Here is a 12,017-nt window from a genome sequence, read left to right as displayed (position 1 = left end):
ATGGGGCACGAACTGCTCCGGGTGGCCGGGCTGCGCAAGGACCACGGCGGCGATCCCGTCGTCGACAGCGTGGATCTCACGGTGTACGCGGGCGAGGCCGTCGCGATCGTCGGGCCCAACGGCGCGGGCAAGTCGACCCTGCTGCGCTGCGTGGTCGGCGCCGACCGGCCCGACGAGGGCACCGTGCTGCTCGAAGGCCGCCCGGTCGACGACACCGACCCCGCGCACCGGGCGGCACTCGCCGTGCTGCTCGACGACGTCGAGCACTTCCCCGACCTGTCGGTGGTGGAACACCTGCTGCTCTACGCGTGGGCGCACGGCGAGGCCGACGCGGACCGCGTCGTCGACCGGGTACTGGCCGAGGTCGGCCTCGACGGCGTCCGCGACCAGCTGCCCGGCACGCTCTCGGCCGGGCAGCACCACCGGCTCGGGCTGGCGTCGTGCCTGGTCAGGCCCAGGCGCGTGCTCGTGCTCGACGAACCGGAACAGCGCCTGGACCGGGCCGGGCGTGCCTGGCTGGCCGACCGGTTGAACCGGGAGAAGGCGGCGGGCGTCGGCGTGCTGTTCTCGTCGCACGACGCGACGCTGATCGACACCGTCGCCGACCGAGCCGTGGAACCGTGACCACGTCCGCCGCGCTGTCGCGCCGGCTGCGACGGTCGCGCCGCCGCGACCCGTGGCGCTTCCGGCTGTCGCGGGCGGTGGACCGGATCACCTACACGGCGATGTTCACCGGGATCGCGCTCGGTGCCGTCGCCGAACTCCTGGCGTTCACGCCGGCACCGGACACGTTGTGGAACCCGATCGCGGTACTGGTGGGCGTCCTCGCGGCCACCGCGCAGATCGGCGTGCTGCTCGCGTTCGGTCCGGTCGTGGCACGGGGCGCGGCCCGGTTCTGGGTGCTGAGCACGCCCGTGGACCGTCGCGGGCTGCTTGTGCCGCGGTTCCTCGCGGTGCTGGCGGTGTCGGCGACGGTCGGGACGGTCGTCTTCGCGCTGCCGTTCGTGCTGATGCGCGTGAGCGGTCCGTGGTCGGTGGCGGGTGCGTTGGGCGGTGTCGTCGCCGCGTCCGTGACGGTGATCGTGCAACCGCACGTGTCACGTGCGCCGCGCCGCGTCGTGAACGGTGTCGCCGTCACGGCCTGGATGTCGATCTTGGCGCTGCTTTTGGTGCGGCCGACGATGTCGGGGATCGGCGGCGTGACCGTGCCGCTGGTGCCGGTCGCGCTCGCGGCGGTGGTGTCGACCGGTGTCGCGGTGTGGACGCTCGGCCGGCTGAACCGGATCGCGTTGGCCGCCGGAACGGAGTTGGCGTCGGCGTTGGCCGTGTCGGTGACGTTCCTGGACAGCGCGTTGTTCACGTCTTTGATGACGTCGCGCCGGACCCGCGCCCTGGGACGCGTCCGTTCCGCGCGCCTGCACGGGCGCCGATTCGCCGTGCTCCTGCGCGCCGACTGCCGACGGGTGCTGAGACTGCGCCACGTGCCGCTCGTGTGGCTCGGCCTGATCCCCGTGCCGTACGCGATCGGGTTGGGTTACGACGCCCGCACCCAGGCCGTGCTGCACCTGCTGTGCGCGTTCCTGGCCGCCGGACAACTCTCCGGCGGCCTGCGCGCGGTCTGCGGTTCGGGAGCGTTACGCCGGTCGATCGGCGGCACGGACCGCGTGATCCGCACCGCCCACCTGGTCGTCCCGACGGTGGGCACACTCGTGTGGTGCGCGGCGACCACACCCGCGCTGCCGTGGACGGGCACCGCGGTGCTGTCGGCTTTCGGCGCGGTACTCGCCGTGTACCGGATCGCGACCAAGCCTCCACTGGACTACTCGGCCCCGCTGTTCGACTTCGGCGGCTACGGCGCCGTACCGCTGACGTTCATCCTGCGCCTGGCCCGAGGACCGGCGTTGTTGCTGGTGTTCGCGTACGCGCAGATCCTGCTCAACTGGTAGCCGCGCCGTCCCACCCCGGTCGGCGGGACGGCGCGGTCGGATCACGACTCGCCGGTGATCCGGGCCGAACCGATCGAGGCCGCGGTGATCGCCCGGGCGGCGGTCTGCGTGGAGGAGTTGTTGTTCAGGTTGGTCAACGACGCCTTGTTCAGCGCGTGGACGACGAAGTCGTAGGTGTTGACCGTCGAGGGCGAGCAGGGGCCCTGGTAGCCGTAGAGGCTCGCGCTGCCCCGGTAGTAGATCTGCCGCGACCCGGCCGGAACCGGGGGTTGGTAGACGTGTTGCACGTTCTGGGGCAACGACGTCGCACTGACCGGGATGTCGTAGATGACCCAGTGGATGAGGTTGGCGTTGTCGATGTCCCGCATGATCAGCGCGTAGCTCTTGGCCCCGGCCGGTGCGCCCGACCAGGCCAGGGGTGGGGACTCGTTCTTCTTGGCCGGGTCGTTGCCGCCGCCGCTGGTGCACTCGTGCACCTTGGGGATCGTGCCGCCGTCGGCGAACGCGGTGCTGGACAGGGTGAACGCGTTCCGGGTCGGCGTGGCGGATGCCGGAGAGAGGCTGACAGCCCACGTGATGAGCAGGGCACACAGCACGATTCCTGTGCTTCTCACTGGAGGCTCCCGAGGACACTCGTGGTTCCTGTGGTCCGTCCGCGGCGCGCAGGGGCGCCGAGGCCAGGGTAGGCGGTCCGCAATCGTGCGGCTTCCCGCCGAACGTCCGGCGTTGCGGGTCGCGTCTCGACAGGCCGGTCCGGGAGCCGTGACATGGGGTCGCCGTAGTATCCGGGAAAAGTCGGGCGGATATGCCTGACCCGCAGTAATGCGGCTCGGTGGAGGTCGTTCAGCCGTCGGTGGCTGGTTCAGTTCGTGTTCGGGTCGCCGGGCGGTGCTGGCGCCGGCTGGGCGAGTCTCTCGATGACCAGCGTGGTCAGCATGGCGCGGACGGGTGACGGGCTGGGCCTTTTCTGGGCATCGTGCTTCACTCGACCCATGCCCACAAAAAGCCCACTTGAGGACGAGGTTGCGGACGCGGTCGCGCGGCTGATGCGGCGCGGGCTGCCTGTGACGCTGGCGGCAGTGGATCCGGTGCTGCTGGAGTTGCGCGGTGTGCTCGCGCGGGCGGCCGACCCCGGCGACGAGGCCAGCCGGATCGCGGCGCTGGACGGCACGCTGCGCGGTCTGCTGGCACGGTTCCCTGATGCCCGGTACGCGGCGGCGGCGCGGGCGCTGTTCGGCCTGCCACCGGCCGTGCCGGGAATGAACCTGACCGTGCGCCGCGAGCTCGCGGCCGAGCAGGCCGGCCACGAGGTGCACCACTTCCGCAAGCGGGTCGAGCCCAAGCTGGTCACGACGCTGGCGGCCGAGCTGCTGGCCGACGCGGACCGGTTCACCCGGTCGCCGCTGATCGCGCCCCGGCTTGCACCGGTGACGGCGCGGCAGCCGGTGCTCGCCGACCCGTTCGCGTGGGAGGTCGCCGAGCAGGAGGAGCAGCTGAGCTTGTTGTGGTCGGCGATTTACGCCGCCCGTGCGGAGCTGCTCACCGTCGAGCGGCTGATCAGCCTGCACAGCGAGCGCACCGACGTCATCCGGGCCGCGGTGACCGCTGCCTGGCGGTGGGCCGCCGCCCGCGCCGAGGCGATCAGCTACACCACGGCGTTCGCTCCGGACCTCGCGGTGCACGAGCTGGTGGCACTGGCCGGGTGGACGCCGGCGCTGAGTGCCGGGCAAACCTCGCGGCTGACCGAGGCCGCCGCTGGTGGCGCGAGCCGCGAGGCGTTCGTCGCGCACCTGCACGGCGAGACCGGCCTGGGTAACACCTGGACCGAAGGCTTCCTGGCCGCACTCCCATCCCCCGAGCAGGCCAGGACTGTTCCAAGCACCCCTGTTCCGCCTGACCCCGACCAGAACGGATGACCGTGACCAGCATCAACCCCGACCTGTCCACAGCGCTCGCCGCCGCCGCGGGCGGGCCGCCGCGCCGCTACGTCATCACCGGCGGCCCCTCCTCGGGCAAGGACGACCTGATCACGGCGGTGCACAACGCCGGGATCCCCTGCATGGTCGACGAGCCCGGCCGCGAGATCTACCGCAAGCACCGTGAACGTCTCGGACGCCACCTGCGCAAGGAAGATCGGCGCGAGTACTCGCTGGAGGTGCTGGAGGCGTTCGTCGCCGAGTACACCGCGCACGTGCACGGCGTGCGGTTCTACAACCGGGGCATCCCGGACGGCTACGGCTGGGAGGGCTTCTTCGGCCTCAAGCCGACCACCGAGCTCGAGGAGGCGACGGCGCGCTACCGCTACGACGCGATCTTCCTGCTGGATCCGCTGGACACCTTCGAGGACCCGGACGACATCGTGTGGGCGAAGGAGCGCGAGATCCGCCGGGTGCACGAGCTGGTGGTGCAGGGCTACTACGACGCCGGCTACGAGCCGGTGTTCGTCGCTGCCGACTCCGCGTCGGCGCGGCTGGACTTCATCTGCGCCAACCTGCGTCTGCCCAAACCCAGCCGAGGAGCGTGAATTTCCTTGTCGCGCAACGGAAAACCCGCGCTGCTCGTCTCTCCGAACAGCATCCTGGCCAACGCGCTGCTGCGCTCGATCGACCTGCTGCGGCCCCGTGTGCTCGCCGCGCGCCCGAAGCGGATCGAGTTCGTCGTCGGCACGCAGATCAACGGTGCCCCTCACCTGGGCACGAACCTGGTGCAGATCGCGGCGTTCCTGCTCGCGAAGATCGCGCGCCGAGAGTTCTCGATCGACACCGTGGTGCGGTTCGGCGCGCTGGACAACGCCCCGCACACCGTCGACCTGGACCCGGAAACCCACCACGCCTACCAGCAGACCTACTTCCACGCCCTGGGCAAGGACCAGATCGGCGAGCTGATCGAGGGCTACTACCAGGCGTTCTTCCGCTCGCTATCGGAGGCGACGGACACCGAGTACGCGGTGGAGACCTACACCGACCAGCAGGCCACCCCGGGTTTCCGGGCGGAGTTCCTGCGCACCCTGGAACGGCTGGAGGACATCCGCTGGTGGATGGCGCCCAGCCACGGTCTGGTGCACATCCGGGTGCCGTGCCCGGACTGCGGATGGGCGGAAAAACGCGCCGAGCGCACCAAGCTCGCGCACCTCGACGAGGACGGTGCCACCTTCACCGCGGTGTGCATGGACCACGGCGGCTACGAGGTGCACATCGACCCCGAGGACGACGTGCCCTACCTGGATCTCGCGACGCTGTACCGCAACTTGGTGAAGGAACGCGCGTTCGGCCGTGACACCGACGTGCTGCACGTCATGCTCAAGGGCGGCGACTGGACGTTCGGCTGCCAGCTCGTCGACGGCGCACTCGGTGCGCTGGGCACGCCGGCCGCGCAGATGCCGATTCGGGTGTTCACCCCGCAGGTGCTCGCACCGACCGGCGCGAAGCTGTCGAAATCGCTGCTGCGCGAACAGGGCCGCGCCGCGCTCCCGCCCGACGTCGAGCCATGGATGCTCGACACCACAGCCTGGCCCGGCACCGTCGACGACTACGTTGACGCACTCGTGTGGCTGGTCGGCGAACTTCTCAAGGACCCCAAGCACTTCTTCCGCTCGTTCACCGTCAAGGAACTCGGCCGACTCATGATCCAGCGACCCACCGAACCCGGCGTCCGTGCCCACGAGATGGGCATATACAAGCGCTACTTCGATCTCATCGCCACCGGCCGGAAAACCACTGAGATCCGCGTCAACGACTCCAGCCGCCGCAACATCAAGCCCGGCTCACTGATCCGCTTCAACTGCCAGGGCGACAACGTCCTGACCCGCGTCACCAAGGTCAACCGCTACACCAGCTTCGAAGAGATGTTCGACCGCGAACCCGTCGCCTCGGTCAACCCCACCGCCACCCGAGAGGACCAGCTCGCCAACATCCGCCAGATCTACCCACCCGAACGCGAAGCACTCGGCGTCGTGGCGATCGGCATCGAACTGGTCGAGCCGCCCCGGCCAGCCTGATCCACCCGCTTACGCGATCACCCGGCCCCGCAGGCGCCCCTCGTCTGCGGGGCCGGTCCATGTCGACGCCCGGGACCAGCAGTGATCGATCGCAACGACCCGGACGTCTGATCCGTCCGTTGCCGGGCCGAGCGGCTTGACTGCTCGACCCGGCAGCAGGCCCAGGGCGAGCGCCGCCGTCGCGGCCGGTGACGTCGATTGGCGTGGTGCCGTGTACTCGGGCTCCATCGCCCGCGCCAGCAAGAACTCGTCGAGCTCCTTGAGCTCCAGCGTCGTCGGCAACCGCCACGACAAGTACTGCGCAACCAGCCGCAGGTGATCCGTCCGGGTCTTCGCCCGCTTCCCGTAGGACCGCAGTTCCTCCGGATCCACCTTGAGCTGCTCGGCGAGACGGGCCACCGCGACCGGCGGCGCCACCGACACCTTGTCCGGCACGAACCCTAACCACGGCAACGTGCACAACGCCACCGCCAACCCCAGACGATCCGCCGGGCCACGCCCGCGACCAGGGTCAACGAACGCCACATCCGCCGGCGTCAGCGTAAAGAACGGGCTAACTCGTCCCGACCGATCTCCGGGAACTCCCGCAGACGCTCAAGCTCCTCGTCCGCGAACACCCGCGCCGACAACCACGACCCTCAACCCTGAAAATGCCCAGGTCAGGAGCCTACCGAAGCCATATCCGCCCGATTTTTCCCGGATACTACGGCGACCCCGACATCGGCAGCGACGTGAACGCCGATCAGTCGCGCGCGCCGGCGACGTCGTGCAGGACGAAGGTGGCGAATCCGAGTTCACGTCGCGCGCCGCTCAGCCAGGCTTCGCGATGCTCACGTGCGACGGCAAGCGCCTGGTCACGGTCCTCCGTCGTCGAGGCCTCCCGCACGGCCCAGTCGACGAGCGACCCGGACCAACTGAACTGGTAGTCGTCCCACTCGGCCACTGTGCTTACGTGCCCGTACGACGGCTCGAATCCGTGCTCACGAGTGGCTCGCACGAAGCCGGCGAGGTCGGGATAAGCGTCGGCGGGAAGCTCGAGCGCCGCCAGCGCGGAGGCCGACGGGGGGACCTCCCAGATGCTGTCGCCGACCAGCGCTTGGCCGCCGGGGCGCAGATGCCGCCGGACAGCGACCAGCGTGTCCTCCAGCCGGCCGAAGGCGTGGCTCGCACCGACGCACACCACCACGTCGAAGCCCCCGTCGGCCCAGGTGGCGGCATCCGTTTCGATCCAGCGCACACGGTCGCCCAGCCCCCGCTCGCCGGCACGCGCGGCGGCAGAGGCCGGGAGCATGTGGTCTATCCCCACGCCCGTCATCCCGGGGTGGGCAAGCAGCAACTCCTGCAGCCACTCGCCCTCTCCGCACCCGAGGTCGACGGCGCGGGCGCCGTCGCTCGGTCGCAGCCAGCCGACCAGTTCGCGTAACCGCCGGGGCGCCACGGGCGCCGCGATCGGATGGCGCAGATGGGCAATGTCGAAGATCTCGGAACGCTCCACTACGGCGACTCTACAAGCAGACTCGACCGAGGCCGGGGCATTCCGGAGTTCGAAGACCACAAGCATCACGGCCGTAGGGGCCAGGCACGACGGTCACGACGTGGCTGCCGGTTGAGAGCAGCGGCAACGGCGTGAGCGGACTGGGGTCGCCCCTCGCGAAAGCATTGGCGAACCGACTTGCCCTGCTGATGTACTGATGTGCCGGCGCGAATCTGACGCGTGACGGAGGTATCAGTTGTGACGAGCTATGACGTGCTTGCCGAGGTGTACGAGTGGCTTATCTCGGACGCGAAGTCGACGCCCCCCGAGTTCGCCGCGGCGTTCGCCGACGTCACCTGTCTCCTTCCGCCGAACGCTCAAGTCCTCGATTGTTCGTGCGGTACCGGGCAACTCGCGGTCGGCCTCGCCGGTCTTGGCATGCGGGTTGTCGCGACTGACGCCAGCGAAGCGATGGTTCGTCGGACCGAGGAGTTGTCCGAGGAATTCAAGGCATCTGTCCGGACAGTGCGGGCGGACTGGCAGGAGTTGCCCGACCATTTCGATGACGGCACCTTCGACATGGTGTTCTGCGTGGGTAACTCGCTGCACCATGCCGCGGGTGCGAGAGGCAGACTTGCCGCCCTCGAGTCGATGTCACGGCTTCTGCGTCGTGGCGGACGCTTGGTACTCACCTCCCGCACTTGGGAACTCGTGAGGGCCAGAGGTTCCCGGCTGGACATCAGTGATCGACTCGTCCGCCGGAACGGTCGCGATGCCATGGTCGTCTACCGCTGGGAGATTGCGCCGCATTGGGAGGAGGAGCACCACATCGAGATCGCGGTCGCACAAGTCGACGCAGCCGGGCCGGTTGTCGTCCGCTCGGAACTGCTGTCTTGCTGGCCCTACCGGCACGACGAACTCGAAGCCGAGTTGCACCGGGTCGGACTCCGGACGGAAAGGAGCACGTTCAACCCGGAGGCGGAGAACTACCTGGTGGTGGCGAGCAAGATATTGACAACGGGTTCACAGCCCCTGGGCCGGGCCGCACGGTTGCTCTCAGCAGACTTCTTGCCCTCATCGGCCATGCCCGTGCGGTTTCGGCCGAGCGCCCATTCGCCGTCACGATCGACGAACCCCGACCGGGACACACGCCCCCTGGCCGCGCCGTGAAGATCACCGCTGCTCGCCGATTCCCGTAAGTCCCGCCCGGTGGAATGCCCGATGAGCGGGTGTCAACCGGGACACCGCAGCGGTGGGCGGACTGCTGATCGGCTTCGCCAGGGGTCTTCACCGACGAACAAGACCTCACCGTCGCCTCGGTCCGCGCCGGCCGAACACGAGAAGCGCCACGCCCACCCCGACGCCGTCGCCCAGACGCACGCCGACTTCGCCGAAGCCCAACGCCGAGACCGCCGGACGCCTGGATCGCCGCAGTTCAGGCAAATCCGCCGGTTTTCCCGAGTACTACGGCGACCCCTCTCCGTCAGGGGATCGGCATGTCGATGAACGCCTCGGCGTCCATGGTGCGGGGTCGATCGCCGACCTGTCCGTCGCCCAACTCGACGACGCGCCATACGCCGTCGTCCCGCAGCACGAGGTCCGCGGTGACGAAGGGCAGGCGTAGACCGGCGACCAGCGGTCCGATGGCCGAGAGCTCGACGTCGGTGTCCGGCAGTTCGTCCGGGGTGGTCGGGATGGGCCGGTCCGCCGGATCAGGCCGGCGATATGGATGTCGAATACTCGATGAGACAGCAGGGTGACCCCCTGCCGAGTTTCGTCACGGTGACGATCTCCCAGTTTCTACACCCTCTCCGGGCGGCTGAATTCACGTTCGCACATGTCGCCGACATAATGTCACTTATCTCGGCAGCCTCCTCGTCACAGTTATCGTTTACGGTAAGTGGAACCCATTCTGGTTTCTGGAAACAAGAACTCTGCTAGGCTGGACAGGTGACAGTCGCCCAAGAATCGCAGGTGGACGCCCCTCGAACCCGTGCCTGCGCCTACTGCGGTCTGCCGGTCACCGCGCGCAAGCCGACCGGCAGACCGCCGAGGTACTGCCCCGCCGAGCAACGCGACTGCCAGGCCCGGGCCCGGGCCGAACGGATCACCGCGCGTGCCGCCGGGATGACGGGCGGGCCAGGCGCACTGCGCGAAACGGTGCTGGAGTTGGCTGGGCAGCTCGACGAGGTGTGGGAACCGCTCCAGGACCTCGTCGGAGTCGTGCAGGGATCACGGGACCTGTTGGGTGCCGTGCGGGACGAACTCATCGCGCGCGCCGAGCAGGCCGAACGTGCCGCCGAGGAAGCCCACACCGCACGGCAGCAGGCCGAGGACCGGGCACGCGTCGCCGAAGCCGCCCGTGACGAAGCGCTTCACCAAGCGCAGGAGGCCCGGACACAGCGGACGGAAGCCTTGCGTGCCCGCGACGCCGCCGACCGGGCGCGGCAGGATTCACTGCTCGCCCAGGAGCGGCTTCGGGCGGAACGCGACGCCGCACGCGAACAGGCGGACAAGGCCAAAACCGATGCCTCCGCGGCGGTCGCCCAGGCCGAGGCCGTCGCCGACGCCCGGGTCCGGGAAGCGGTCGAGTCGACGGCGCGGGCCCGTGAAGCCGCCGCCGTCCTGCGCGGCGAACTGGCCACCGCACGGGAACGGCTCGACGAACGGGCCACGCGCGTCCGCGACCTGGAGGCCGAGGTCGACCGCGTCCGCGACCGGCTCGCCGTCGACCTCGCCCGGATCACCGCGGAGATCACCGCCGATGCCGACGGACGCGTGGAACGGGCACACGCCGAGAACCGCGCGCAGGACGCCCGGTCACGGGAGGACCTGCACCGCCTCGGCGTGCAGACCGAACGGGCCGATCGGTTCGAGCGTGCGCACGCCCGCCTGCTCGACCGGGTGGCGGGCGTGCTGCGCGAAGCGACCGCGCCGGCCGAGGAGCACGACGCCGGACGGGAGCGGAAGGCCCTCGACACGCTGGCCGCGCTCCTCTCGGTCGAGACGACCTGACCTACCTCGGCGCCCGGAAACCGCCGATCGCCCGCTCGAGCAGTTCGGCCAGCCGCAACGGGGTGCGGTCCTCGAACATCGGACCGATGAGCTGCACCCCCACCGGCAGGCCCTCGGGAGACCGGTCCGCGGGTACGGCGGTGGCGGGCAGGCCGGGCATCGTGGCCAGACCGGCCCAGACGAGCTGGTCGAAGTACGGGTACTCGACGCCGTCGACGTCGATCCGGCGCGCAAGCGGATCGGGGTCGTGGTCGTGCGGGAACGCGGGGGTCGGTGTGATCGGGCACACCACGGCGTCGAACTCGGCGAAGAACCGGCGCCAGCCGCGGCGGTGGAGTTCACGACGGGCGTTCACCTCGAGCCAGTCGCGGTGGCTGAACACCATTCCGCGCAGCCGCGCCGCGTCGAGGCTCCGGTCGTCCACGTCCAGTCCGGCGACACGGGTCCGCACCTGCTCCTCGTCGAGGGGGAACCTGGCGACAGAGCCCGAGACCAGCAACTGCGCGTAGAGGATGGCGGCTTCGGTCAGGTCGGGCAGCAGCGGGCTGTGTCGCTCGACACGGGCGCCGCCGTCGGCGAGCGCGTCGGCCACCCGGTTCACGCCCGCCCGCACGGCCGACCCGGTGGGGATGAACGGGTGGTCGTCGAGCACCAGGACCCGGAAGTCGCGCAGCCGTTCGTGGCGTGCGGGCGGCAGCGTCACGTCGTACGCCTTGCCGAGCGTCAACGGGTCCGGCCCGGCCATGACGTCGAACAGGAGCGCGAGGTCACGGGCGGTGCGCGCCATCGGTCCGACGACGGCGAGATCGGGATCGGTCGGCGATGCCGGCTCGGTCGGCGCGACCATGCCGCGGTGCGCCGCCAGTCCGAGGGTCGGCTTGTGCGCGTAGACGCCGCAGAAGTGCGCGGGGGTGCGCAGCGAACCACCGAGGTCGGAGCCGATGGACAGCGCGCCGAACCCGGACGCCAGGGCCGCCGCCGATCCGCCGGACGACCCACCCGCCGTGCGCTCGTGATCCCACGGGTTGTTGGTCGTGCCGTGGATCTCGTTGAAGCTTTGGATGTCCTGCAGCCCCAAGGGCACGTTGGTCTTGCCGAGCACCACCGCACCGGCGGCCTTGAGCCGCGACACCTGCACCGCGTCCTCGGCCGGCACGAAGTCCCGGTGTTCCGGCATGCCCCACGTCGTGGGCAGCCCGGCCATGTCGTAGGACTCCTTGACCGTGACCGGAACACCGAGCAGTGGCCGGACCTCGCCACGGGCGCGTGCCCGGTCCGCGGCGCGCGCGGCGGCTCGCGCACGGTCGAAGTCCGGCACGCAGATCGCGTTGATCGCCTTGTCGTCGCGTTCGATACGGGCGATCGCCTCGTCGGTCAGGTCCGCCGAGGTCACCTCGCCCGCGCACAGCGCGGCGGTCATCTCTTCGGCCGTCTGAAAACTCATGAATCCGACGTTATCGACCCTCGTCGGAAGCCATAAAATACTGCTTCGCACAACGGGGAGAGCCGATGTTCCTCTCGGTGTCCGGTAAATGGACGGGCAGGTGCCCGGCGAGTCACCAGCCTTGATCGACAGTGCGTCCGC

Annotated in this window: 12 protein-coding genes; 7 read left to right on the top strand and 5 right to left on the bottom strand. The window is 69.8% G+C overall.

Features of this window, described 5'->3' with window-relative positions; all coding sequences use genetic code 11:
• Together F4559_RS16055 and F4559_RS16050 are read left to right on the top strand one after the other, a co-directional pair.
• A complete protein-coding gene (locus F4559_RS16055) occupies positions 1-624 on the top strand; it encodes an ABC transporter ATP-binding protein (protein WP_184669586.1) in 624 nt (207 codons plus the stop codon).
• Positions 621-1,946, top strand: a complete 1,326-nt coding sequence (locus tag F4559_RS16050; protein ID WP_184669585.1) for a DUF6297 family protein — start codon at positions 621-623, stop codon at positions 1,944-1,946. Before F4559_RS16055 ends, F4559_RS16050 begins: the two co-directional genes overlap by 4 nt.
• 41 nt (positions 1,947-1,987) lie before the next feature.
• On the opposite strand, the gene F4559_RS16045 is transcribed toward F4559_RS16050, so the two are convergent.
• On the bottom strand, positions 1,988-2,560 hold the full coding sequence (locus F4559_RS16045) for a YbhB/YbcL family Raf kinase inhibitor-like protein (RefSeq protein WP_184669584.1): 573 nt from the start codon (positions 2,558-2,560) through the stop codon (positions 1,988-1,990).
• A gap of 378 nt (positions 2,561-2,938) precedes the next feature.
• Between F4559_RS16045 and F4559_RS16040 the strand changes: the two genes are divergently transcribed.
• The 3 genes from F4559_RS16040 to F4559_RS35100 are packed head-to-tail and all read left to right on the top strand — an operon-like array spanning position 2,939 to position 5,943.
• Positions 2,939-3,862: a hypothetical protein gene (locus F4559_RS16040; protein WP_184669583.1), complete on the top strand. Its 924-nt coding sequence runs from the start codon at positions 2,939-2,941 to the stop codon at positions 3,860-3,862.
• 2 nt (positions 3,863-3,864) lie between these two features.
• Positions 3,865-4,470, top strand: a complete 606-nt coding sequence (locus F4559_RS16035; RefSeq protein ID WP_184669582.1) for an AAA family ATPase — start codon at positions 3,865-3,867, stop codon at positions 4,468-4,470.
• A 6-nt stretch (positions 4,471-4,476) separates the two neighbouring features.
• Positions 4,477-5,943: an ASCH domain-containing protein gene (locus tag F4559_RS35100; RefSeq protein ID WP_246445229.1), complete on the top strand. Its 1,467-nt coding sequence runs from the start codon at positions 4,477-4,479 to the stop codon at positions 5,941-5,943.
• Positions 5,944-5,952: 9 nt separating this feature from the next.
• Here the strand turns inward: F4559_RS35100 and F4559_RS16020 are convergent, their stop codons facing one another.
• Together F4559_RS16020 and F4559_RS16015 are read right to left on the bottom strand one after the other, a co-directional pair.
• A complete protein-coding gene (locus F4559_RS16020; RefSeq protein WP_312865674.1) occupies positions 5,953-6,468 on the bottom strand; it encodes a DUF4158 domain-containing protein in 516 nt (171 codons plus the stop codon).
• Positions 6,469-6,685: 217 nt separating this feature from the next.
• Positions 6,686-7,438: an SAM-dependent methyltransferase gene (locus F4559_RS16015; protein ID WP_184669581.1), complete on the bottom strand. Its 753-nt coding sequence runs from the start codon at positions 7,436-7,438 to the stop codon at positions 6,686-6,688.
• Positions 7,439-7,675: 237 nt separating this feature from the next.
• Between F4559_RS16015 and F4559_RS16010 the strand changes: the two genes are divergently transcribed.
• Entirely contained in the window at positions 7,676-8,587 is a 912-nt protein-coding gene (locus F4559_RS16010) for a class I SAM-dependent methyltransferase (protein ID WP_184669579.1), read from the top strand.
• 313 nt (positions 8,588-8,900) lie between these two features.
• Here F4559_RS16010 and F4559_RS16005 read toward each other — a convergent pair whose 3' ends face one another.
• Positions 8,901-9,092, bottom strand: coding sequence for an ATP-grasp domain-containing protein (locus F4559_RS16005; RefSeq protein WP_221448096.1), 192 nt, complete (start codon positions 9,090-9,092; stop codon positions 8,901-8,903).
• 299 nt (positions 9,093-9,391) lie between these two features.
• Between F4559_RS16005 and F4559_RS16000 the strand changes: the two genes are divergently transcribed.
• Complete coding sequence (locus tag F4559_RS16000) at positions 9,392-10,432, top strand: coiled-coil domain-containing protein (protein ID WP_184669577.1); 1,041 nt, start codon at positions 9,392-9,394, stop codon at positions 10,430-10,432.
• 1 nt (position 10,433) lies between these two features.
• Here F4559_RS16000 and F4559_RS15995 read toward each other — a convergent pair whose 3' ends face one another.
• Positions 10,434-11,876, bottom strand: coding sequence for an amidase (locus F4559_RS15995; RefSeq protein ID WP_184669575.1), 1,443 nt, complete (start codon positions 11,874-11,876; stop codon positions 10,434-10,436).
• Positions 11,877-12,017 lie beyond the last annotated feature (141 nt).

Source organism: Saccharothrix violaceirubra (assembly GCF_014203755.1).
GTDB classification, from domain to species: Bacteria; Actinomycetota; Actinomycetes; order Mycobacteriales; family Pseudonocardiaceae; genus Actinosynnema; species Actinosynnema violaceirubrum.
This window is presented reverse-complemented; position numbering and strand designations above follow the sequence as displayed.